The 22433-nt window shown below is 70.1% G+C and carries 24 protein-coding genes and 1 riboswitch; of the genes, 14 read left to right on the forward strand and 10 right to left on the reverse strand.

Going from position 1 to position 22433, the window contains the following annotated elements:
• Window positions 1-24: 24 nt before the first annotated feature.
• The 3 genes from ACFY1L_RS23260 to ACFY1L_RS23270 all read right to left on the reverse strand — a co-directional run bounded on the left by ACFY1L_RS23260 (window position 25) and on the right by ACFY1L_RS23270 (window position 3200).
• Window positions 25-945: a 1-phosphofructokinase family hexose kinase gene (locus ACFY1L_RS23260; protein ID WP_388827357.1), complete on the reverse strand. Its 921-nt coding sequence runs from the start codon at window positions 943-945 to the stop codon at window positions 25-27.
• Between the two features lie 102 nt (window positions 946-1047).
• Window positions 1048-2259 (reverse strand): N-acetylglucosamine-6-phosphate deacetylase, encoded by a 1212-nt coding sequence (gene nagA, locus ACFY1L_RS23265; protein WP_388827360.1) that lies wholly within the window; start codon window positions 2257-2259, stop codon window positions 1048-1050.
• A complete protein-coding gene (locus ACFY1L_RS23270) occupies window positions 2259-3200 on the reverse strand; it encodes an ROK family protein (protein WP_388827363.1) in 942 nt (313 codons plus the stop codon). The genes nagA and ACFY1L_RS23270 overlap by 1 nt, the downstream gene beginning before the upstream one ends.
• A 167-nt stretch (window positions 3201-3367) precedes the next feature.
• Here ACFY1L_RS23270 and ACFY1L_RS23275 point away from each other — a divergent pair, with 167 nt between their 5' ends.
• Genes ACFY1L_RS23275 through otsB form a run of 3 tightly spaced genes read left to right on the forward strand, consistent with a single transcriptional unit; the run spans window position 3368 to window position 5799 of the window.
• On the forward strand, window positions 3368-4585 hold the full coding sequence (locus ACFY1L_RS23275; RefSeq protein WP_388828381.1) for an extracellular solute-binding protein: 1218 nt from the start codon (window positions 3368-3370) through the stop codon (window positions 4583-4585).
• 51 nt (window positions 4586-4636) lie between these two features.
• The gene (locus tag ACFY1L_RS23280; RefSeq protein WP_388827366.1) at window positions 4637-4870 is read left to right on the forward strand and encodes a DUF3263 domain-containing protein; all 234 of its coding nucleotides are present in this window, start codon (window positions 4637-4639) and stop codon (window positions 4868-4870) included.
• Between the two features lie 59 nt (window positions 4871-4929).
• Entirely contained in the window at window positions 4930-5799 is an 870-nt protein-coding gene (gene otsB / locus ACFY1L_RS23285) for a trehalose-phosphatase (RefSeq protein WP_388827369.1), read from the forward strand.
• Here the strand turns inward: otsB and ACFY1L_RS23290 are convergent.
• Window positions 5787-7262: a trehalose-6-phosphate synthase gene (locus tag ACFY1L_RS23290; RefSeq protein ID WP_388827372.1), complete on the reverse strand. Its 1476-nt coding sequence runs from the start codon at window positions 7260-7262 to the stop codon at window positions 5787-5789. The two genes, otsB and ACFY1L_RS23290, sit on opposite strands and share 13 nt — an antisense overlap.
• An 86-nt stretch (window positions 7263-7348) precedes the next feature.
• The gene (locus ACFY1L_RS23295; RefSeq protein ID WP_388827375.1) at window positions 7349-8293 is read right to left on the reverse strand and encodes a glucosyl-3-phosphoglycerate synthase; all 945 of its coding nucleotides are present in this window, start codon (window positions 8291-8293) and stop codon (window positions 7349-7351) included.
• Window positions 8294-8453: 160 nt separating this feature from the next.
• A riboswitch (SAM riboswitch) is annotated at window positions 8454-8609 on the forward strand.
• Window positions 8610-8627: 18 nt separating this feature from the next.
• Between ACFY1L_RS23295 and thrC the strand changes: the two genes are divergently transcribed.
• From thrC to ACFY1L_RS23335, 8 genes are all read left to right on the forward strand, one after another.
• Window positions 8628-9917, forward strand: a complete 1290-nt coding sequence (gene thrC, locus ACFY1L_RS23300; protein ID WP_388827378.1) for a threonine synthase — start codon at window positions 8628-8630, stop codon at window positions 9915-9917.
• Window positions 9918-10007: 90 nt separating this feature from the next.
• Entirely contained in the window at window positions 10008-10283 is a 276-nt protein-coding gene (locus tag ACFY1L_RS23305; RefSeq protein ID WP_128432056.1) for a ubiquitin-like small modifier protein 1, read from the forward strand.
• 451 nt (window positions 10284-10734) lie between these two features.
• A complete protein-coding gene (locus ACFY1L_RS23310) occupies window positions 10735-10941 on the forward strand; it encodes a cold-shock protein (protein ID WP_019057200.1) in 207 nt (68 codons plus the stop codon).
• A 321-nt stretch (window positions 10942-11262) separates the two neighbouring features.
• Entirely contained in the window at window positions 11263-12885 is a 1623-nt protein-coding gene (gene groL, locus ACFY1L_RS23315; protein ID WP_388827382.1) for a chaperonin GroEL, read from the forward strand.
• A gap of 224 nt (window positions 12886-13109) precedes the next feature.
• On the forward strand, window positions 13110-14234 hold the full coding sequence (locus ACFY1L_RS23320; protein ID WP_388827385.1) for an NADH:flavin oxidoreductase: 1125 nt from the start codon (window positions 13110-13112) through the stop codon (window positions 14232-14234).
• Between the two features lie 232 nt (window positions 14235-14466).
• The gene (locus ACFY1L_RS23325; protein WP_388827388.1) at window positions 14467-15069 is read left to right on the forward strand and encodes a GNAT family N-acetyltransferase; all 603 of its coding nucleotides are present in this window, start codon (window positions 14467-14469) and stop codon (window positions 15067-15069) included.
• A 1-nt stretch (window position 15070) separates the two neighbouring features.
• Complete coding sequence (locus tag ACFY1L_RS23330) at window positions 15071-15943, forward strand: metallophosphoesterase family protein (protein WP_388827391.1); 873 nt, start codon at window positions 15071-15073, stop codon at window positions 15941-15943.
• Window positions 15940-17466, forward strand: a complete 1527-nt coding sequence (locus ACFY1L_RS23335) for a carboxylesterase/lipase family protein (RefSeq protein ID WP_388827394.1) — start codon at window positions 15940-15942, stop codon at window positions 17464-17466. The genes ACFY1L_RS23330 and ACFY1L_RS23335 overlap by 4 nt, the downstream gene beginning before the upstream one ends.
• A 3-nt stretch (window positions 17467-17469) precedes the next feature.
• Here ACFY1L_RS23335 and ACFY1L_RS23340 read toward each other — a convergent pair whose 3' ends face one another.
• The 3 genes from ACFY1L_RS23340 to ACFY1L_RS23350 all read right to left on the reverse strand — a co-directional run bounded on the left by ACFY1L_RS23340 (window position 17470) and on the right by ACFY1L_RS23350 (window position 19233).
• Complete coding sequence (locus tag ACFY1L_RS23340) at window positions 17470-18039, reverse strand: hypothetical protein (protein WP_388827397.1); 570 nt, start codon at window positions 18037-18039, stop codon at window positions 17470-17472.
• A gap of 155 nt (window positions 18040-18194) precedes the next feature.
• Window positions 18195-18410 carry a DUF397 domain-containing protein gene (locus ACFY1L_RS23345; RefSeq protein WP_388827400.1) on the reverse strand — a complete coding sequence of 72 codons (216 nt, stop codon included), beginning with the start codon at window positions 18408-18410 and terminating at the stop codon, window positions 18195-18197.
• Window positions 18394-19233 carry a Scr1 family TA system antitoxin-like transcriptional regulator gene (locus ACFY1L_RS23350; RefSeq protein ID WP_388827403.1) on the reverse strand — a complete coding sequence of 280 codons (840 nt, stop codon included), beginning with the start codon at window positions 19231-19233 and terminating at the stop codon, window positions 18394-18396. Before ACFY1L_RS23350 ends, ACFY1L_RS23345 begins: the two co-directional genes overlap by 17 nt.
• Before the next feature lie 115 nt (window positions 19234-19348).
• On the opposite strand from ACFY1L_RS23350, the gene ACFY1L_RS23355 reads away from it, so the two are divergent.
• Window positions 19349-19768, forward strand: a complete 420-nt coding sequence (locus tag ACFY1L_RS23355) for a hypothetical protein (RefSeq protein ID WP_388827406.1) — start codon at window positions 19349-19351, stop codon at window positions 19766-19768.
• 39 nt (window positions 19769-19807) lie between these two features.
• On the opposite strand, the gene murQ is transcribed toward ACFY1L_RS23355, so the two are convergent.
• Together murQ and ACFY1L_RS23365 are read right to left on the reverse strand one after the other, a co-directional pair.
• Window positions 19808-20740: an N-acetylmuramic acid 6-phosphate etherase gene (gene murQ, locus ACFY1L_RS23360; RefSeq protein WP_388827409.1), complete on the reverse strand. Its 933-nt coding sequence runs from the start codon at window positions 20738-20740 to the stop codon at window positions 19808-19810.
• A gap of 41 nt (window positions 20741-20781) precedes the next feature.
• Window positions 20782-21705, reverse strand: a complete 924-nt coding sequence (locus tag ACFY1L_RS23365) for a MurR/RpiR family transcriptional regulator (RefSeq protein WP_388827412.1) — start codon at window positions 21703-21705, stop codon at window positions 20782-20784.
• Between the two features lie 55 nt (window positions 21706-21760).
• Between ACFY1L_RS23365 and ACFY1L_RS23370 the strand changes: the two genes are divergently transcribed.
• Together ACFY1L_RS23370 and ACFY1L_RS23375 are read left to right on the forward strand one after the other, a co-directional pair.
• Window positions 21761-22144 (forward strand): hypothetical protein, encoded by a 384-nt coding sequence (locus ACFY1L_RS23370; RefSeq protein ID WP_388827415.1) that lies wholly within the window; start codon window positions 21761-21763, stop codon window positions 22142-22144.
• The gene (locus ACFY1L_RS23375) at window positions 22141-22413 is read left to right on the forward strand and encodes a DUF4031 domain-containing protein (protein WP_388827418.1); all 273 of its coding nucleotides are present in this window, start codon (window positions 22141-22143) and stop codon (window positions 22411-22413) included. Before ACFY1L_RS23370 ends, ACFY1L_RS23375 begins: the two co-directional genes overlap by 4 nt.
• Window positions 22414-22433: the final 20 nt, after the last annotated feature.

Genomic DNA, 22433 nt, shown 5'->3' on the forward strand with positions numbered 1-22433 from the left:
TGTCTCCATCCAGTCGGCTGAGCGTCAGGCCGACGCTCTCATGTCGACCTGAGGCAGTAGCTCCTCGTACGCCGCACGCCTGAACTCCCCGGCCACCGGCGCCAGTACGGTCGCCGCGGACAGGGCCACCGCTCGGGCCAGGCGGTCCGGCCAGGGCAGGTTTTCGACCAGGCCCGACAGCAGGCCCGCGACCGCCGAGTCGCCCGCGCCCGTCGGGTTGCCGTGGACGCGGGTGGGTGGGGTGGCGCGCCAGCGGCCCTCGGGGGTTACTGCCAGGAGGCCGTCCGTGCCGAGGGAGGCGACGACCGTGCGGGCGCCGCGGCGGCGGGCGTCCTGTGTGGCGCGCAAGGGCTCGTGGGAGCCGGTGAGTTCGGCCAGTTCGTCGGCGTTCGGCTTGATGATGTCCGGGCGGGCGGCCACTCCGCGGCGCAGCGGTTCGCCGCTCGTGTCGAGGAGTACGGGGACCCCGGCCGCCCTCGCCGTGCGCACCAGCCCGGCGTACGCGCCGACCGGCACGCCCGGCGGCAGGCTGCCGCACAGGGCCACCGCGGCGGCCGACGGGAGCAGGTCCTCGTAGGCCTCCTGGAAGGCGGACCACTCGGCGGGGGTGATGGCCGGGCCGGGCTCGTTGAGCTGGGTCGTGTCGCCGGTCTGCGCGTCCACGATCGCGATCGTGCGTCGGCTGGCGCCGGTGACGGGGACCAGGGCGTCCACGATCTCCGGGACGGCGGCGAGTTGTTCCTGTACGGCGCGTCCGGTGGCGCCGCCCGTGAAGCCGGTGACCGTCACCTGGTGGCCGAGGGCCGCGAGGACGCGGGCCACGTTCAGGCCCTTGCCGCCCGGCCGTTCCGTCACCTCGGTCACCCGGTGGGTGGTGTGGGGCCTGAGCGCTGCGACGCGGTAGGTGATGTCGAGAGCGGTGTTCAGCGTGACCGTGAGGATCACCTGGGCCGGCCTCCCCCGAAGACGAATGCGGAACGCGCGCCGAAACGGACGGCGGCCGTCCCAATTTTGCAGGACAACCGCCGCCCTCAACAGCCGGACACATCACCCCAGTTGGGGATCGACCACCCATTCACCCCGGCGCATCACGCCCTTGAGGTCGAATTGATGGTCAAGAAGCACCAGGTCGGCGTCCTTTCCGGGCTCCAGGGAGCCGATCCGGTCGTACATGCCGAGCAGCTTGGCAGGGTTGGCCGAGATGGCCGCGACCACGTCCTCCACCGGCAGCCGGTCGATCGTCACCGCCCGCTTGAACGCACGGTCCAGCGTGAGCGTCGAGCCCGCGATGGAGCCGCCCTCCACCAGGCGGGCGACGCCCTCGCTGACCTCCACCTCCAGCGGTCCGAGCAGATAGCGCCCGTCGCCCACTCCGGCCGCGTCCATCGCGTCGGTGATCAACGCGACGCGTGAAGCACCCGCGTGATGGAACGCCAGCTGGAGGGAGGCGGGGTGCAGGTGTGTGCCGTCGTTGATCAGCTCTACGGTGATGCGGTCGTCCTCCAGGAGGGCGGTGATCGGGCCCGGGGCGCGGTGGCCTATCTGCGGCATCGCGTTGAACAGGTGGGTGGCGACCGTCGCGCCCGCGTCGATCGCCTCCACCGTCTGCTCGTACGTCGCGTCCGTGTGCCCGATCGCCGCGATGACGCCGTGCTCGGCGAGCAGCCGTACGGAGTCGATGCCGCCGGGGAGTTCGGTCGCGAGCGTGATCATCTTCGCCTTGCCGCGGGCCGCGTCGATCAGTCTGCGGACCTCCGAGGGGTCCGGATCGCGCAGCAACTCCTCGGAGTGCGCGCCCTTGCGGCACGGCGAGATGAAGGGTCCCTCGAAGTGGATGCCGGCGAGGTCTCCCTGCTCGGCCAGCTCCGACAGCAGGCCGGCCTGCTTGACCAGGAAGTCCATGTCGTCGGTGACGGTCGAGGCGACGAGGGTGGTGGTGCCGTGGGTGCGGTGGGTGTTGATGGCGGTGAGTACGTCCTCGACCGAGCCGGAGAAGGAGGCTCCGCCGCCGCCGTGGTTGTGGATGTCGACGAAGCCGGGCACCACGTAGTGGCCGCTGACGTCGATGACCTCGGCGTTCTCGGGAGCCGCGCCGGCGATTCGGGTGCCGTCGACGATGACGCGGCCGTCGTTCACCGTGCCGGTGGGCAGTGCCACCCGGCCGCCGGTGAGGACCTGGGGGTGCGTCGTGGCTGGTCGCGCCCACGCGGCGGTAGCCGCGGATTCAACAGGGACCTGCGCCCCTGGGGCAGCTGCCATCAGGTGGTTACCTCCGTGCGGTCGGTTGTGGTGAGGAGGTCCCAGGCCATGAGGCCGGCACCGAGACAACCCGCCGTGTCCCCCAGTGCCGCGGGGACGATCGACGGCAGCTTCTGGAAGGTGACCCGGCGGTGGACGGCCTCCCTCAGCGGTGTGAACAAGGTTTCCCCCGCCTCCGCCAGGCCGCCACCGATGATCAGGGTGCGCGGGTCCAGCAGGGTGAGGGCGGTGACCAGGCCGTCGGCCAGGGCGTCCACCGCCTCCTGCCAGACCCGGACGGCGTTCGGGTCGCCGGACGCCACGGCCTTCGCGCAGTCGGCAGCGTCGGCGTCCGGGTCGCCGGAGGCCGACGCCCATGCCTCGCTGACGGCGGCCGCGGAGGCGTACCGCTCCAGACAGCCGACCTGGCCGCACGGACAAGGGGTTCCCCCGGGCCGTACGACGATGTGGCCGATCTCTCCCGCGAAGCCGTGCGCGCCCGCCTCCACCCGGCCCGCGATGCCGATGGCGCCCGCGATCCCGGTACCGAGGGGGACGAACAGGAAGCGGTCGGCGCCCCGGCCGGCGCCGATCCGGCCCTCCGCGAGTCCGCCGGTGCGCACGTCGTGGCCGAGGGCGACGGGGGCGTCCAGTACCGAACCCAGCAGGTCGCGCAGGGGTACGTCGCGCCAGCCCAGGTTGGCCGAGTAGGCGGCGATGCCGCGCTCCTCGTCCACGATGCCGGGGACCGCGACGCCGGCGGCGGATGCGGGCTCGCCGAAGCGCTCGGCGCCGTACGCGCGCAGTTCGGCGGCGAAGTCGAGGATGCCCTCGACGACCGCGTCCGGTCCGCGCTCGCGCCCGGTCGCACGGCGGGACTGGTGCAGCAGCTCGCCGTCGGCCGCGACCAGCGCGGCCTTCATCCCGGTGCCGCCCACATCGAGGGCGATGACATGTCTCACGAGTGACAGTGTGACCCGAGGACCCGCGAGAGGTCTAGTCCACTTACGTGGTGTAGACCTATGCTGTCCACATATTGAACGGCGAGACAGCAAGGGTTGGGGCAGCAGCGGTGCAGCGGTGGCAGCGGCGTAGGACAGGAACGATCGCGGGAGTGTCCGTACTGGGCATGACGGCGGTCCTCGGCGGCTGCGGCCTCACCGGCAGTTCGGGAGACGTCACCCTGAAGCTGGTCGCGGCGGACTACGGCGACTCGGCCGCCAACAGCTCCCAGAAGTACTGGGACAAGCTGGTCGAGGAGTACGAGGGCAAGCACCCCGGCGTGAAGGTCGAGGTCAGCGTCTACTCCTGGAACGACGTCGACCGCAAGGTCAAGGAGCTGGTCGACGCCGGCAAGGCGCCCGACATGGCGCAGATCGGCGCCTACTCCGACTACGCGGCCAAGGGGCTGCTCTACTCGGCCGACGACCTGCTCTCCATCACCACGCAGGCCGACTTCGCCTCCCAGCTGGTGACCGCGGGGCAGGTCAAGGACGTGCAGTACGGGCTGCCGTTCGCCGCCTCCACGCGGCTGCTCTTCTACAACAAGACCCTCTTCAAGGCGGCCGGTCTCACCCCGCCGAAGACCTGGAACGAGCTCGCCGCCGACGCCAAGGCGCTCAAGGCGCGGGGCGTGAAGTACCCGTATGCGCTGCCGCTCGGGCCGGAGGAGGCGCAGGCCGAGACGATGCAGTGGCTGCTGAGCGGCGGGGGCGGCTACACCGACACCGTCGGCACCTACGGCATCGACTCCGCGCAGAACGTCGCCACCTTCAGCTGGCTCAAGGACGACCTGGTCGGCAAGGGCCTGACCGGACCCGTCGCACCCGGCAAGCTGAACCGGGCCGCCGCCTTCGCGGCCTTCGCCAAGGGCGATGTCGGCATGCTCAACGGGCACCCCTCGCTGATGAAGATCGCCGCGAAGAAGGGCGTGAAGTTCGGCATGGTGCCGATGCCCGGTGTGGACGGCGAGACCAAGAACTCCATGGGCGTCGCCGACTGGATGATGGCCTTCAAGAAGAACGGCCACGCCGAGCAGGTCGGCGACTTCCTCGACTTCGTCTACGACGAGAAGAACGTGCTCGCCTTCTCCCACGAGTACGACCTGCTGCCCGTCACCAACTCCGCCTCCCAGGCCATGACCGACGACAAGCAGGACGCCGACCTCAAGCCGTTCCTCGAGGAGCTGCCGGTCTCCGAGCTCTACCCGGTCGGCGAGACCTCCTGGGCCGCGGTCAGCGCGGCCGTCAAGAAGCGCATAGGCCAGGCCGTCGCCCCCTCCGGCAGCCCCGCGGCCGTCCTCGCGCAGCTGCAGGCGACGGCCTCCACGGCGCAGAACGCGCAGTAGCCGCCCGGCGGTCGACGGCCGTTGTCAGTGCCGGGAGCTACGGTTCGGAACATGGACCAGGAGCAGTTGGGCGACCGCGAGCAGGCCATCCTCGCCCTCGAGCGCCGGGGCTTTGTGGGCCCCGGCGCCAAGGAGCGCGCGATACGCGAGGAGCTGGGCCTGGCCCCCGTGCGCTACTACCAGCTCCTGAACGCCCTGCTGGACGACGAGCGGGCCCTCGCCCACGACCCGGTGACGGTGAACAGACTCCGCAGGGTGCGGGAGACCCGCCGGGCGGAACGCTGACCGGCCTGTGCCCCGATGAGCCATGGGTGCGCCCGGCCTCCCGCGGTTAAGGTCGCCGTATGGGCACCCATACCGACACGGACTCGACGCACTCCATGGACCCCCTGCCGACGCCCGCCACACAGGCCGGCCGTGACGGGCTCGCCGCGATCCTCGCGCACCCCGGGAAGACGGTGATCGGCCTCGACTTCGACGGCACCCTCGCCCCGATCGTCCCGGACCCCGAGCAGGCCCGCGCCCACCCGGCCGCGGTCCCGGCGCTCGCCGCCCTCGCCCCGAAGGTCGCCTCCGTCGCGGTGGTCACCGGCCGCCCGGCCGGCGTCGCCGTGCGGCACGGGGGCTTCGCGGGCGTCCCCGGCCTGGAGCACCTCGTCGTCCTCGGCCACTACGGCGCCGAGCGCTGGGACGCGGTCAGCGGCGACGTCAGCGCGCCCGCCCCGCACCCGGGCGTTGCCGCCGTTCGCGCCGAACTGCCCGGTTTCCTCGACCGGATCGGCGCCTGGCAGGGCACCTGGATCGAGGAGAAGGGCCGCGCCGTCGCCGTGCACACCCGCAGGGCGGCCGACCCCCAGGCCGCGTTCGAGGCCCTGCGCGAGCCCCTCACCGACCTCGCCACCCGGCACGGCCTGATCGTCGAGCCGGGCCGCATGGTCCTGGAACTGCGCCCTCCGGGCATGGACAAGGGCGTGGCCCTGCTCGAGTACGTCCGCGAGATCTCCGCCGAGGCCGTCCTGTACGCCGGCGACGACCTCGGCGACCTGCCCGCCTTCGCCGCCGTGGACAAACTCCGCTCGGACGGCGTACCGGGCCTGCTGGTGTGCAGCGGCAGCGACGAGGTGACGGAACTGCGGGAACGGGCGGACGTCGTGGTGGACGGCCCGGAAGGAGTCGTACGACTGCTGCGGGGACTGGCGGCTCAGGCGGGCTGATCGGTCAGCTCGCGCAGGGCCTGCAACTGGTCCAGGAACCACTGCGCCGGCGGCAGCGCGGTCGCCGCTGCCGCCAGCTGCTTCGTCCGCTCCGCCCGCTCCTCCGCAGGCATGGTCAGCGCCTCGTGCAGCGCGCGGGCCGTGCCGACCACGTCGTAGGGGTTCACGGCGATCGCGTCCTTGCCCAGCTCCTGGTACGCCCCCGCCTCCCGCGACAGCACCAGAACGCACCCGTGGTCGGAGACGACCGGCACCTCCTTCGCGACGAGGTTCATGCCGTCCCGGATGGGATTGACCAGGGCCACGTCGGCGAGCCGGTACGCGGCCAGGGACCGCGCGAAGTCGTCCTTGACGTGCAGCACCACCGGGGTCCAACCCGGCGTCCCGTACTGGGAGTTGATCTCCTGCGCCAGTCGCTGCACCTCGGCCGTGTAGTCCCGGTAGACGGCGAGGTCCTGGCGGGAGGGGTAGGCGAAGGCGACGTGCACGACGCGCTCGCGCCACTCGGGGTGGTCGTCGAGGAGCTGCCGGTACGCCAGCAGACCGCGCACGATGTTCTTCGACAGCTCGGTCCGGTCGACCCGGACGACGGTCTTCCGTCCCGCGCCGATCTCCTCGCGCAGTGCCGCCATGCGCTCCTCGACGTCCGCCTCGTGCGAACGGGCCTGCAGGAACTCGGCGTCGGCGCCGAGGCCGTGGACGCCGATGTACGTCCTGCAGTCGATCCGCTCGTCCCGCAGGTGCTCGATCGACCTGGGGGCGCCGGTGGGCCACGCGCCGATCCAGCGGTCGGGGTCCACCTGCTCCGCGCACTTCTGGAACGCCGTCGCCCACGGCCAGGTCAGAAAGGCCACCCGGTCGGCCCCGAGCATGCCTTCCATCAGCCGCACCCGGATGTCGTCCGGCAGCATCGCGAAGTACTCCGGCGGCGCCCACGGCGTGTGTGAGAAGTGCCCGATCTTCAGATCCGGCCGCAGCTCCCGCAGCATCCCCGGAACCAGACACAGGTGGTAGTCCTGTACGAGGACCGCGGCACCCTCGGCCGCCTCCTCCGCCAGCGCCTCGGCGAAGGCCTGGTTGTAGGTCTCGTACGACGCCCACTGGCGCCGGAACTCCGCGTCGAAGACCGGCTCCAGCGGCGTCTGGTACAGCATGTGGTGGACGAACCAGAGGACCGAGTTCGCGATGCCGTTGTACGCGTCCGCGTGCACGTCGGCAGGGACGTCCAGCATCCGCACACCGTCCTCGCCCACCCCGCGCCGCACGGCCTCGCGGTCGCCGTCGGACAGCGCCGAGCACACCCACAGGGCGCCCGCGTCGGGCCCGATCGCGGACAGACCGGAGACCAGCCCGCCGCCGCCGCGCTTGGCGGCCAGCGAGCCGTTCTCCTGCACTTCGTACGAGACCGGGCCGCGATTGGACGCGACCAGGACCTGATGAGCAGCGCCGTGCGTGGAAGCCATACGCCTCAACCTAGCCCGGCCCGGAAACGCTCAAACGTACGGTCGCCCTCGGCGGATGCACCGTATACGGCACGTAACGTGCGCCGTCAGGCGACCTTCCGAGAGGCGTACTCCGCGATCTCCGCCATCGGCGGCCGCTCCTCCGTGTCCACCGAGTAGGTGCGCGGCTCGAATCCGTCCTCGCCCCGTTCGAACTGGGTGAGGGAGGGGCGGATGAGGTGTCCGCGGGCCAGCCGGAGCTGGGCCGTACGGTAGATCGCCGCCGCCATCCGGCCGAGCGCCTGCCCGTCCTGATGACGGTGCTTGCGCACACCGACGTCGACCTGGGCGAGGGCGTCCAGGCCCACCAGGTGCAGCGCGTCGATCAGCATGCCGAGCTCCACGCCGTACCCGACCGGGAACGGCAGCTGCTCCAGCAGGCTGCGCCGGGCCGCGTACTCGCCGCCGAGCGGCTGCACGAAGCCGGCCAGCTGCGGCCAGTGCATGTTCAGCAGCGGGCGCGCCATGAGCTCGGTGACCCGGCCACCCTGGCCCGCGGCGCCGGCCAGCGGGCGGTCGTACATGCCCTTGACCAGATCGACCCCGGGGTCGGTGAGCAGCGGGCCCACGATCCCGGACACGAAGTCCGACGAGAATTCCTTCAGGTCGGCGTCGATGAAGCAGACGATGTCCCCGCTCGTGACGAGCAGGGAGCGCCACAGGACCTCGCCCTTGCCGGGGACGGTCGGGATGCGGGGCAGGATGTCGTCGCGGTGGACGACCCTGGCCCCGGCCGCCGCGGCGACCTCGGACGTACGGTCGGTGGATCCGGAGTCGACGACGACGATCTCGTCGACCAGCGGGACCTGCTGCATGAGGTCGTGACGGATGATCGCGACGATGTCGCCGACCGTCTCCTCCTCGTTGAGCGCGGGCAGCACGACACTGACCGACTGGCCCGTGCGCTGCTTTGCGGCCAGGATCTTGTGCAGCGGGCGATCGGTCAGGGACCAGGAGCGGGTGCTCAGCCAGCGCTCGACTTCTTCCAGCACGTAGGCGGCTCCTCTGCGTTCTCTCGGCGAGAGGGGATCATCTGTGATCCATCTCGCGGTTCGGACGGCTATCTCAACTGTCCTGGCCTTCGGTTACAGTCTTGAACAACGCTGGTGACCATCGCATGTCGGGGGTCGCCCCGTGTTTACAACCGAATACCGCTCATCCAGAGGGGCAGAGGGAAACGGCCCGATGAAGCCCCGGCAACCCTCCAGCCGGCTCTCGTAGATCAACGTTGATCATTCCGCGAGGCTCCCGGCTAGGGAAGGTGCCAAATCCGTCTCACGGCGAGATGCGTCGTGAGGAAGATGAGGAGAAAGGGCCTCGCCTCACATGGCTGCGCAGACTGTTGCAAGCACCACCGACTCCACGACGACCGTAGACCTGGGTCCCGCCGCGGCGCTCTCCTGCCGCGAATGCGGTCACCGGGTACCCCTCGGACCGGTCTTCGCCTGCGAGGAGTGTTTCGGCCCGCTCGAGATCGCGTACGACTTCTCGGCCTACGACACCGAGGAGCTCCGCAAGCAGATCGAGGCGGGACCCGCGAACATCTGGCGTTACGCGCCGCTGCTGCCCGTCCCGGCGGACGTGGCCGACAAGCCGAACATCAACCCCGGCTGGACCAAGCTGGTCAAGGCCGACAACCTGGCGCGCGAGCTCGGTGTCACCGGCGGTTTGTATGTGAAGGACGACTCCGGTAACCCGACGCACTCCTTCAAGGACCGTGTCGTCGCCCAGGCGCTGGAGGCCGCGCGGGCCTTCGGCTTCACCACTCTCTCCTGCTCCTCCACCGGCAACCTGGCCGGTGCGGTGGGCGCCGCGGCGGCCCGCGCCGGCTTCCGCTCCTGCGTGTTCATCCCGCACGACCTCGAGCAGGGCAAGGTCGTCATGGCCGCGGTCTACGGCGGCGAGCTCGTCGGCATCGAGGGCAACTACGACGACGTGAACCGCTTCTGCTCCGAGCTGATCGGCGACCCGGCCGGCGAGGGCTGGGGCTTCGTCAACGTCAACCTGCGGCCGTACTACGCCGAGGGCTCCAAGACCCTGGCGTACGAGATCTGCGAGCAACTCGGCTGGCAGCTCCCCGACCAGCTCGTGGTGCCCATCGCCTCCGGCTCGCAGCTCACGAAGATCGACAAGGGGCTGCAGGAGCTGATCAAGCTCGGGCTCGTCGAGGACAAGCCGTACAAGATCTTCGGCGCACAGGCGGAGGGCTGCTCGCCGGTGTCGGTCGCGTACAAGGCGGGCCTTGACGTCGTACGGCCGCAGAAGCCGAACACGATCGCCAAGTCGCTGGCGATCGGGAACCCGGCGGACGGTCCCTACGTGCTCGACATCGCGCGTCGCACCGGGGGAGCGGTGGAGGACGTGAACGACGAGCAGGTGGTGGACGCCATCAAGCTGCTGGCCCGCACGGAGGGCATCTTCGCGGAGACCGCCGGTGGGGTGACCGTTGGTGTGGCGAAGAAGCTGATCGAGAACGGTCTGCTGGACCCGAGCCTCACCACGGTCGTGCTCAACACCGGTGACGGGCTCAAGACGCTGGATGCGGTGGCGGGTACGGGTCTTACGGCGACGATTCGCCCCAACCTTGAGTCGTTCCGTGAGGCCGGGCTCGGCTAAGAGGTAGTTGTTCGTCTGCGGGACTGTGGGGGCTTGTCGCGCAGTTCCCCGCGCCCCTGAAGGGGCGCTACCCGACCGGAGGTCATAAGCATGAGCGTCAACGTCCGCATCCCTACCATCCTGCGCACCTACACCGGCGGGCAGGCCGAGGTCGCCGCCGAAGGTGCGACCCTCGGCGAGGTCATCGCCGATCTGGAGAAGAACCACACGGGTATCGCCGCCCGCGTCCTCGACGACCAGGGCAAGCTGCGCCGCTTCGTCAATGTGTACGTGAACGACGACGACGTGCGGTTCGAGCAGGGGCTGGAGACGGCGACTCCGGACGGTGCGGGCGTCTCGATCATCCCGGCCGTCGCCGGAGGCTGACGGAGCGTACCGGCCGACCCGATTATTACCGTCGGTAACGCCGGTTACCAAGAGTTCACCGAATTGCCCCCTCCGTGAGAGAAGCGGAGGGGGCAATTCTGCATGGTTGAGCACGGTACAGTTGGGGAACCTGCTGCTTTCTGCATGCCGGATGCATATGAGTAGTGGCTCCGGATGCGACGAGAAGCAGCCAAAGTGTGCAGGTCTTTTGCGTCTTATGCTCCTTTTATGGGGCCCGACTTGCCCTGAATTCAGGCGAATTCTCCGTAAATTCCCGACCGGTCTTGCCCGGAATTCTCGTCCGATTGACCTGTTGCAGACGGCAGTTGGGCAGATACATTCAGCCGCGGTCGACGCGTTCCGGCGCACGCCCCCAACCGTGGGGGGTGAGGTCTGACCCGGATCCGCGAAGTGTGGATCTGTGCAAGGGCCAGTAATAGGGGAGTTAGGCATGGCTCAGGGCACCGTCAAGTGGTTCAACGCGGAGAAGGGGTACGGCTTCATCGCGGTCGACGGTGGTGCGGATGTTTTCGTCCACTACAGCGCGATTCAGATGGACGGCTACCGCACCCTGGAAGAGGGTCAGCGGGTCGATTTCGAGATCTCGCAGGGCCAGAAGGGGCCGCAGGCGGACATGGTCCGTCTGGCGACCAGCTGAAGCACGCGCCGGGTTAACTGCAGCGACGTTCTTCTTCGAGGGGTCCGCACCAGCAGGTGCGGGCCCCTCGGCATGTCCGGGGACGGGCCGTGGGACGGGGGTCCGGGGGTGGGCTCGGACCGTGAGAGGCGCTTGCACTCGAAGGGGGCGAGTGCTAATCATTGGCGTTAGCACTCTGAAGGTGAGAGTGACAAAGAAGGACCGGGTCGGTGAGGCCCGCAGGCCGGGTGGGGCAAGGAACCACGAGGTGTGCGAGCCGTCCGTCGCGGGCGCGGGCGCGGTCCGAAGGAATCACCCCCAGTCCTGGAGGGACCACTTCACATGGCCAAGATCATCGCGTTCGACGAGGAGGCGCGGCGCGGCCTCGAGCGCGGCATGAACCAGCTCGCGGACGCCGTGAAGGTGACGCTCGGCCCCAAGGGCCGCAACGTCGTCCTCGAGAAGAAGTGGGGCGCCCCCACGATCACCAACGATGGTGTCTCCATCGCCAAGGAGATCGAGCTCGAGGACCCGTACGAGAAGATCGGCGCCGAGCTGGTCAAGGAAGTCGCCAAGAAGACGGACGACGTCGCCGGTGACGGTACGACCACCGCGACCGTTCTCGCCCAGGCCCTGGTCAAGGAGGGTCTGCGCAACGTAGCCGCCGGCGCCAACCCGATGGCCCTGAAGCGCGGTATCGAGAAGGCCGTCGAGGCCGTCTCCGGTGCCCTGCTCGAGCAGGCGAAGGATGTCGAGACCAAGGAGCAGATCGCTTCGACGGCCTCCATCTCCGCCGCCGACACCCAGATCGGCGAGCTCATCGCCGAGGCCATGGACAAGGTCGGCAAGGAAGGCGTCATCACCGTCGAGGAGTCCCAGACCTTCGGTCTGGAGCTGGAGCTCACCGAGGGTATGCGCTTCGACAAGGGCTACATCTCGGCGTACTTCGCCACCGACATGGAGCGTATGGAGGCCGTCCTCGACGACCCGTACATCCTGATCGCCAACTCCAAGATCTCCTCGGTCAAGGACCTGCTCCCGCTCCTGGAGAAGGTCATGCAGTCGGGCAAGCCGCTGCTGATCATCGCCGAGGACGTCGAGGGCGAGGCCCTGTCGACCCTGGTCGTCAACAAGATCCGCGGCACCTTCAAGTCCGTCGCCGTCAAGGCCCCGGGCTTCGGCGACCGCCGCAAGGCCATGCTCAACGACATCGCCATCCTCACCGGCGGCGAGGTCATCTCCGAGGAGGTCGGTCTCAAGCTCGAGAACACCTCCCTGGACCTCCTGGGCAAGGCCCGCAAGGTCGTCATCACCAAGGACGAGACCACCATCGTCGACGGCTCCGGTTCCTCGGACCAGGTCGCGGGTCGCGTGAACCAGATCCGTGCCGAGATCGAGAACAGCGACTCGGACTACGACCGCGAGAAGCTGCAGGAGCGCCTGGCGAAGCTCGCCGGCGGTGTCGCGGTCATCAAGGCCGGTGCCGCCACCGAGGTGGAGCTCAAGGAGCGCAAGCACCGCATCGAGGACGCCGTGCGCAACGCGAAGGCGGCCGTCGAGGAGGGCATCGTCGCCGGTGGTGGCGTGGCGCTCATCCAGGCGACCTCCGTCTTCGAGAAGCTGGACCTGGAGGGTGACGAGGCGACCGGCGCCAACGCCGTGAAGCTCGCGCTCGAGGCCCCGCTGAAGCAGATCGCCGTCAACGCCGGCCTCGAGGGCGGCGTCGTGGTGGAGAAGGTCCGCAACCTGACCCCGGGCCACGGCCTGAACGCCGCGACCGGCGAGTACGTCGACCTGGTCAAGGAAGGCATCATCGACCCGGCGAAGGTGACCCGCTCTGCCCTGCAGAACGCCGCCTCCATCGCCGCGCTCTTCCTCACCACCGAGGCCGTCATCGCCGACAAGCCGGAGAAGGCCGCCGCGCCCGCCGGTGGCGGTATGCCGGGCGGTGACATGGACTTCTGATCCTCCCGAGGATCGCGAGTCCATCGCCGTACGCATTCGTACGAGACCGAGGGCGGCACTCCCTGTTCCGACAGGGAGTGCCGCCCTCGGGCGTGTTCTGGATCACATAGGGACTTCGCGTGGACCGGAATGTGGGGCAGCACATAGGTGGTTGCTTAAGGGGGTGCAACAATGCGTGTGCACATACCGACCGGTTAACACTGCCTTCACGAGGAGTCCCCCAGGTGACCGTCACCACGCCCGCCTCCCGAGCGGCCCAGATCCTGTCCCGTCCGATCTCGCTCGGCGGTCTCACCGTCCCGAACCGGATCGTGATGGCGCCGATGACCCGGATGTTCTCCCCGGGCGGCATCCCCGGCGAGGACGTCCGCTCCTACTACGCGCGCCGTGCGGCCGCCGGTGTGGGGCTGATCGTCACCGAGGGGACGTACGTCGGCCACGACTCGGCCGGCAACAGCGACCGCGTACCGCGCTTCCACGGTGAGGAGCAGCTCGCGGGCTGGGCCAAGGTCGCCGAGGACGTGCATGCGGCCGGCGGCACGATCGTCCCGCAGCTGTGGCACATCGGCATGGTGCGCGAGCAGGGACAGGCTCCTTACGCCGACGCCCCCGCCGTCGGCCCCTCCGGCCTGGTGAACGCGGGCGCCGAGCCGACCGGCAGGGCGATGACCCAGCAGGACGTGGACGACGTCATCGGCGCGTTCGCGGAGGCCGCTGCCGCCGCCGAGCGCATCGGCTTCGACGGCGTGGAGCTGCACGGCGCCCACGGCTACCTCCTCGACCAGTTCCTGTGGGCGGGCACGAATCGCCGTACGGATGCGTACGGCGGTGACGCCGTCGGCCGTGTCACCTTCGCGGCCGAGATCGTCGCGGCGGTTCGCGAGGCGGTGTCCCCCGAGTTCCCGATCATCTTCCGTTACTCGCAGTGGAAGCAGCAGGAGTACACCGCGCGGCTCGCCGAGACCCCGGAGGAGCTGGAGGCGATCCTCACGCCGCTGGCCGCCGCCGGTGTCGACGTCTTCCACGCCTCCACCCGCCGTTACTGGCTGCCGGAGTTCGACGGCTCGGACCTGAACCTGGCCGGCTGGACGAAGAAGCTCACCGGCAAGCCGGTCATCACCGTTGGCTCGGTCGGCCTCGACGGTGACTTCCTCAAGGGCTTCCAGGGCGAAGGGGCGCCGGTCAAGGGCATCGACAACCTTCTCGACCGGCTGGAGGCCGAGGAGTTCGACATGGTCGCGGTCGGGCGGGCGCTGCTGCAGGATCCGGAGTGGGCGGCGAAGGTTCTTGCGGGGCGGGTGGATGAGCTGGCGCCGTACGACGCGGGTTCGCTGCGCTCGCTGAGCTGAAAACCGTGCGGGGTGGTGGGGGTTGCTGTCCCTGGGGGCTGCGCCCCCAGACCCCCATCGGCCCAAGGGCCTCGTCCTCAAACGCCGGACGGGCTGGAATTGGCTGTGCTGGTCTCGTCCGTGTACGCCGGACGGGCTGGAATTGGCTGTGCTGGTCTCGTCCGTGTACGCCGGACGGGCTGGAAATGGCTGAGCTGGTCTCGTCCGTGTACGCGGGCTGAAGATGGTGGGTATGACGAAGGGTTTCGCTCGCATCGCCACCGCCGCCGACATCGACGCCATCGTTGCCACCTTCACTTCCGCGTTCTTCCACGATCCGGTGTGGGGCCCGGCCTTCCCGGACAAGTTGCGGCGTGCCGCCCAGGCAGCTGTCATGTGGCGGGTCTATGTCACCTCTGCCCTCCGCTACCCGTGGACTCTGGTGACACCCGGCGCCGAAGCCGCAGCGATCTGGATCCCGCCGGGCGGTATCGAGCTGACCGAGTCAGAGATGGGCGGGCTCGAGGAGCGGCTGGCGGAGGCCGCCGGCCCCGACACAGCCCGAGCCGTCATGGCCGTCGGGGAGCAGTTCGAGGCGGTCCATCCCGCCGAGCCCTTCTTCTACCTCACCATCCTCGGCACTCACGCGGACCACCGCGGCAAGGGGCTCGGCATGGGGCTGCTGGCCGAGAGTCTTGCGCGTATCGATGAGCTCGGTGCGCCCGCCTATCTGGAGTCGACCAACCCCGCCAATCTCAAGCGGTACGAGAGCGTGGGCTTCGCCGTCCGCGATGAGATCCTCCTCCCCACGGGGCAGGTGGTGACGACGATGTGGCGGGCGGCTAGCGTTTCGTGACATGCGGATCCTGCATCTGTCAGACACCCACATAGAGCGCACCGACGCCCCCAACAAGCACGGCGTCAACGCGACCGACTCGCTCCGGCTCATGCTCCACGAACTGCGGTACCAGCGCGGCGTGGACGCGATCGTCGTCACCGGGGATCTCGCCAACGACGGGGCGGTGGAGGCGTATTCGACCGTGCGCGAGCTGATCGGCGAGTTCGCGGGGCGTATGGACGCGCCCGTCTTCTACACCACCGGCAACCACGACGAGCGTGAGGCCTTCGCCAAGGTGCTCGGCAGTGGGCATCTCGCCGTCGACGGCAGCGACCGTGCGCACACCACCGGCGCCGAGCGGTGTGCGGTGAGCACGGTGGGCGGGTGGCGGTTCGTGACGCTGGACTCGCTTGTGCCGGGGGAGGTGTACGGGCACTTGGGTGCGGCCCAACTGGACTGGTTGCGGGGTGTGTTGAGTGTTCCCGCCGAGCGGGGCACCGTCCTTGCCTTTCACCATCCGCCGATCGCCCTCGACATCTCGGCGACCCAGCAGGTCTTCGGGCTGCGTGATCCGGGCGGGTTGGCGGAGGCGGTCCGGGGGAGTGACGTACGGGTCGTGCTCACCGGGCACTACCACCTCCAGCTCTTCGGGCTGTTGGAGTCGGTGCCGGTGTGGGTCACGCCGGGGATCGTCAACCGCATCGACCTGACCACCGCGCCCGGGACCGAGCGTGCGGTGCGCGGGGCGTCCGCCTCGCTGGTGGAGCTGGGCGGAGCGACGGGGCCGATGTTCCACACCTTCCACGCGCGTGATCCGCGGGCCCACGAGACGGTGTACGAACTGGACGAGGAACGGACGCGGGAGCTGATCGAGAGGCATGGTGACCGATGACGACAGTTGAAGGCCCGGTCGTGCGTACCGCCACCGGAGCGGTCTGCGGGCGCAGGGAGGGCGGGCTCACGGTCTTCCGCGGAATACCGTTCGCCGAACCGCCGGTCGGGGAGGCCAGGTTCGCGGCGCCGCGGCCCGTACGGGCCTGGGAGGGGACTCGGGAGGCGTACGCCTTCGGCCCGCCGCCTCCGCAGGAGTCCGCCTTCATGGGCAGGACGGGCGTGCTGGACGTGCCCGAGGGCGACGACTGGCTGACCGTCAACGTCTGGACCCCGGAAGCCGATTCGGCGTCGCTCCGCCCGGTGATGGTGTGGATCTACGGCGGCGCCTACAAGCTGGGCCACTCCGGCAGCCCCGGCTATGACGCCCAACGCATAGCCCGAGACGGCGACTTGGTCGTCGTCACCCTCAACTACCGGGTGGGCGTCGAAGGATTCGCGCGTATCGAAGGGGCGCCCGCCAACCGGGGGCTGCTGGACCAGGTCGCCGCGCTGGAATGGGTGCGGGACAACATCACCGCGTTCGGTGGCGACCCCGGGCAGGTGACGGTTTTCGGGGAGTCGGCGGGCGCGGGGTCGGTGGCCTCGCTGCTGGCGATGCCGAGCGCGCGGGGGCTGTTCCGGCGGGCGATCGCGCAGAGTGTGCCGGGCACGTACTTCTCCGACGAACTGGCCCGGGACATCGCCCGGGCGATCGCCGTGGAGGCCGGTCTGTCGCCGACCGCGGCCGACCTGGCCACCGTCGATCCGCGCCGACTCACGGCGGCGGGCGAGGCGGTGGGGGCGAACATGCGGGCGTACGCGGACCGTTGGGGGCAGGTGGCGCCCACGGCCACGCCCTTCTCGCCCGTGGTGGACGGCGAGGTGCTGCCGGCTCCTCCGTGGCAGGCGGTGGCGGCGGGCGCGGCGCGGGACGTGGAGTTGCTGGTCGGGCACAACCGCGACGAGTTCCGGCTGTTCCTCGCCATGGGCGGGCAGCTCGGGAAGATCGGGGAGGAACAGGCGGCCTGGGCGCTGCGGACGTTCGCGCCCGGAGGCGTGGAGGGGGAGCGGTCGTATCGTGCCGCTTTCCCCGAGGCGACGCCCGGTGAGCTGTTCGAACGGGTGCAGACGGACTGGCTCTTCGGGATGCCGTCGCTCCGGCTGGCCGAGGCGCAGATCGCGGCCGGTGGTCGCGCGCACGTCTATGAGCTGACCTGGCCGGCGCCGGGGAGCGGCGGGGTCCTCGGGGCGTGCCACGCGCTGGACGTCCCCTTGCTCTTCGGCACGTTCGAGGCGGATCTGGGGCTTCTGCTGTTCGCCGGGAGCGGGGTTCCGGCGGAGGCGGAGGAGCTGTCGGCGCGCTTTAGGGCGTCGTGGACGGCGTTCGCGCGGACCGGGGAGCCGGGCTGGCCCGCGTACGGGAACGAGGAGCGGCTGGTCCAGGTGCTGGATGCGAAGCCCGAGGTCAGGCCTTATCCGGAGGAGGCGTCGCGGCGGCTGTGGGAGGGGTACGAGTTCGGTGAGCTGCCGTTGCTGAAGTAGCCGCTAGAGATTGCCGAGCGGCTCGATGTCGACCTTCACCGGCGTACCCCAGACGCGCAGCACCTCGTAGTCGGTGAACTCATGGACGAGCCGGTACGCCATCGCCGGCCTCGGTCCGCGCCTCTGCGCGGCGAGATAGATCTCGGCCTCGCGCCGGTCGCGGCGCGGGGTGCCGCACAGCTGCCACGCCTGGCCGTTCCACGCCTCCGGCAGCCAGCGCTGCTGGGGCTGGGGGCGGTCGGCGCTGACGCCGTAGCGGGAGGGGACGGTCTCGGTGGCGTGCGGGGGGACGGGGCCGCCGTTGTACTCGGCGCGGCGGGCCGCGCGGCGGCGGGTCTCGCAGAGCAGGCAGAGGTCGTGGGCGTTCTCGTCGACCGGGCCGTTCGGGTGCTCGGGGCAGCGGGTGGCGGGCGCGGCGCCGGTGACGCTCTCGTCCAGCAGGTCCAGGGCGCGACGGAGATCGGCCTTGACCTCGTGGAGCCTGGCGTCCGGAGTGTCGGCGGTGAGGGCCTCGCCGTGCTCGCCCAGGAGGCGGAGGGCGCGGCCCAGGGCGGTCAGCTGGGCGTGGTTCATAGGTATCAGTGTGCGCAATGCCCGAGCTTCTCGGTGCTCAGGGTGACGTTCACGGGGGAGATGCCGTTGGATCGCCTCTTCGATCTCGATGGTCAAGCCCCCGCAGGTGTCGGAGCACCTGGCGGGGGCTGTTCAGTCGCTGCCGGCGGTCCGGTTCAGGCCCCGGCTCCCCTCTGCACGCCCGCAACGAACGCGGACCAGGCTTCCGCCCGGAACGCGAGCTTCGGGCCGTGGGGGTTCTTGGAGTCGCGGACGGGGACGAGGGTGGGGTGGCCGGCGGCTACTTCCAGGCAGTTGTTTCCGCCGCCTCCGCTGTAGCTCGACTTGTACCAGGTGGCCGTGCTCAGGTCGTCCTCAGAGATGTTCCTCATGGGCGTAATCCTGCGCCAACGCCTCGATGAGAGCCAGGGACTTCTCCCGTGAGAGTGCGGAGGCCACGAGGAGATCGAACCTGAACCGCAGTCGGGTGACTGTGGCCGGGTCGTCCTCCAGCCGTCCGGTGCCGACGCCCTCGAAGTAGACCAGTGGAGGGGCTTCCTCGAACTCCATGAGTTTCAGGGCGCCCTCCATCGCCGCGTGCGCTCCCGCGCTGAGTGGCAGCACCTGCACGATGACCCGGCTCCGGCGGGCCAGACCGGCGATGTGACGCAGAGCCTCCGCCATCACCGCTCGGCCACCGGTCTCCCGACACAACGCAGCCTCGTCAAGCACCATCCACAGCAGCGGCTTTGTTGGATGGTCCAGAAGGCGAGTCCGCTCCCTGCGGCCTTCCACCCACTCGTCGATTGTCTCCTCCAGGGCCGTCGGATCGTACGCGCGGTTCACGGCCCTTGCGTATGCGGGTGTCTGGAGCAGTCCTGGGATCAGGAGCGGTGCGTACTCCCTGATCGTCGTGGCTTGGGCCTCTGCCTCCGCCGCCTCCGCGAAATCCTCGTGGTACTTGGACTTGTTGGCCGCGGCACAGTTCCGCTCGAAGAAGCCGTCCGTGCCGAGCGCCCTGTCGAGCATTGGAGCCATGTCCGGCTGCAGGCGCCGTGTCCCGGCCTCCAACTGGCCGATGAACGTACCGCTCACGAACACCTGCGAGCCCAAGGCCTCCTGGCTGAGTCCCTTCTTCTCGCGCGCATGGCGCAACTCCGCCCCCAGCAGCGCACGCGGCGATGACGACGGGTCGAGGTCCTTCGGTCCTGGCATGTGCAACTCCCGGTCGAACAGCAGGCGTTGTTGGGCAGCCCCTTATGGCCAGGTTAGACACGCAACCGACACGCTGTGTTGCAAATAGCAAACTCAGCGTGGAGGTACGAGCAACGTGCGGTCGACCGAAGAAGTCGTCGAAACCCTGCGAGAGGCCCTCGTGGGCGTCGGCGTCGTCCTGCCCTCCCTCACCGTCGACCCCGTCACCGGCGCGAGCGACGAACCCTTCGCCCTCGTCGACCTCGGCCGCTGCAACACCCGCACCGCCGAACGCCTCGCCTCCGTCCTGCGCGGCGAACGGCCCGCCGTCGGGGAGCACGTGACCGACGTACGGGACGGCCGGATCGGCGAGGTCATGGGCCATGTCGGCGGCAGAGTGCAGTTGCGTCCCGTCGGTGGCGGACGGGAGTGGGACTGCCCGCCGGGGTCGGTCGGACCGGCGCCGCCGGAGGAGGTGTTGCGGGCGAGGGTTCGGGAGGTCAACCGGCAGCGGCGGCTGCCGGTCATGGCGCCGACCAGGACCCGGGCGACTTGATCAAGTGGATCGCCGCGGTGAGCGGCTACGAGAGGTAGGTCATCGGGCCGCCGCCAGCGCGGCGCGTAGGTGGCCGCCGGAGTCCTCCAGGAGGCGGGCCGCCGTGGGGCCGTCGACACCGGCCAGGAGGGCGAGGATCGCGTTCTTGACCTCTCCGTCGGTGGCCGCGAGGGCCCGCTCGATCTCGTCGTCCGACGCTCCCGTGGCGAGCGCGACGATACGGCGGGAACGGGCCCGTAGCTTCTCGTTCGAGGCGCGTACGTCGACCATCAGGTTCCCGTACGTCTTGCCGAGCCGGATCATCGTGATCGTCGAGAGCATGTTGAGGACGAGCTTCTGGGCGGTGCCCGCCTTGAGGCGGGTCGAGCCGGTCAACAGCTCCGGGCCGACGACGATCTCGATGCCGTGATCGGCGGCCGCGGCCAGCGCGCTGTCGGCGTTGCAGGCCAGGCCGACGGTCAACGCGCCCTGCTCGCGGGCGTGTTCCACGGCTGCGATCGCGTACGGCGTGCGGCCGGAGGCGGAGATGCCGACCACCGTGTCGGCGGCGATGAGGCGCAGGGCGTCGAGGTCGCTCCGGGCGAGTTCCGCGGAGTCCTCGGCGCCCTCGACCGAGGTGACCATGGCATCGGGGCCGCCCGCGATCAGGCCGACGACCTGCTCCGGGTCCGTGTTGAAGGTCGGCGGGCACTCGGAGGCGTCCAGCACCCCGAGCCGCCCGGCGGTCCCGGCCCCGGCGTAGATCAACCGCCCGCCCCGGGCCATGCGTTCGGCCACGGCGTCGATGGCGGCGGCGATCTCGGGCAGCCGCCGGGCGACGGCGGCCGGGACGGACGCGTCCTCCGTGTTCATGAGCCGGGCGATCTCGAGGGTGGGGAGCTGATCGATGTCGGCGAGGTCCTGACGAAACGCCTCGGTGGTCAGGGATTCCAACTCGGCGCGGAGATCACGGGGGTTGGAGGTGGAGGTCATGGGGGGCGGCTCTTTCAGGTGTGCGGTTCCGGTGGATGCTTCTAACGGCGGTGCCGATGCGCCAGCGCTTCGTACGACGCGGCCAGCGCGGGCGCAGCCGTTTCGTACGTCTTCTGTGCCACTCCCACGAACAGGCAGTCCACAACCAGGAGTTGGCTGGTCCTGGACGACATCGCCGCAGGCCGCAGCTCGCTCTCCCGCGCCGTGGACGTCGTCAGCACATGGTCGGCGTACTGGGTCACCGCCCCGTCCGGCCGCCCGGTGATCGCCACCGTCGTCGCCCCGTGCTCGAAGGCCACCCGCAACGGCTCGATGACATCGCCGGTCGACCCGGAGTGGGTGATCGCGATCGCGACGTCGCCGGCGCGCAGCTGCACCGCGTTCGTGACGGCGAGGTGCGGATCGCTGTGCGCCTGGGCTATCAGGCCTATTCGCAGCAGCTTCTGCGTCAGGTCCTGCGCGACCAACCCGGACGCCCCCACCCCGTACACGTCGATGCGCCGTGCCACCGCAGCCGCGGCCACCGCCGCCCCCAGCTGCACCGTGTCGAGCCCGGCCGCCGTGTCGGCGAGCGTCTGCTGCTCGTCGTACGCCAGCTTCGTCACGACGTCGGCGATCGGGTCGTCGACCGCGATGTCGGTGGTGATGGCGGGCGCGCGGCCCGACTGCTGCTGGGCGGCGAGTCCCGCGAGGGCGAGCCGCAGGTCCCGGTAGCCGGGGTAGCCGAGGATCCGGGCGGTCCGTACGACCGTCGCCTCGCTGGTGCCGGTGAGTTCGGCGAGCCCGGTGACCGTGAGGGCGGCGCAGCCGGCCGGATCGCCCGCGACGGCCTCGGCGACCCGCTGCATGGAGCGGGTCATGGAAGGGGCGAGGGTGCGCACCTTGGCGGCGAGCGCGGCGGGCGCGGGGGGTGCGGCCGCCCGGCTCCCCGGCGCTGCGAAAATTTCCTTCACGTCCTGGGTCACGTATGAAAGATATTTTCGGCTCGGTGTCCTGGTCAAGAGTGCGCACAATGGGGGCATGCACCCCATCAGCCCCCTGGAGCAGGCGTTGCACGCGGCGCGCGCCCTCGTGCTCGCCGACCTGGCCGCCGGCGAGGTCGCCGCCGCCGACGTGGTGTCCATGGTCGAGGAGGCCGTGGTGCAGCGGCGCTGGTGGGTGGAGCAGTGGCCGGAGGGCGCGGAGTACGTGGCCGGGCTGGTCGCGCAGGACGTCCAGGACGCGCTGCTGGAGGCGTACGGCCGCTGGCCGCTGTGCCCGGTCTGCGGCTCCGGCGACCCGCACGCCCTGGACGTCGAACCGGAGCTGGGCCCCGACCCGCATTGGGTCTGCCACAAGGCGGGCGTGAAGGTCGCGGCGGTGGGGGCGCTGCGGTCGGCCACCGGCGGGACGTCCTCGTCGTGACGGTGTACATCGACCCGCCGAACTGGCCCGGGCACGGGCGGATGTGGTCGCACCTGATCAGCGACGTCTCGTACGACGAACTACGGCTGTTCGCCGACGGGTTGGGCGTGCCCCGACGCGCCTTCGAGCGCGACCACTACGACATTCCGTCGCATCGGTACGCGGATGCGGTGCGGGCGGGGGCGGTGGAGGTCAGCAGTCGCGAGGTGGTGCGGTTGCTGACGGGGGCGGGGCTGCGCAGGCCGAAAGGGCGCCCTGCGCAGTCGTAGGGCTGAAGTGGGCTTCCGGT

Source organism: Streptomyces sp. NPDC001663 (assembly GCF_042893105.1).
Classification (GTDB): domain Bacteria; phylum Actinomycetota; class Actinomycetes; order Streptomycetales; family Streptomycetaceae; genus Streptomyces.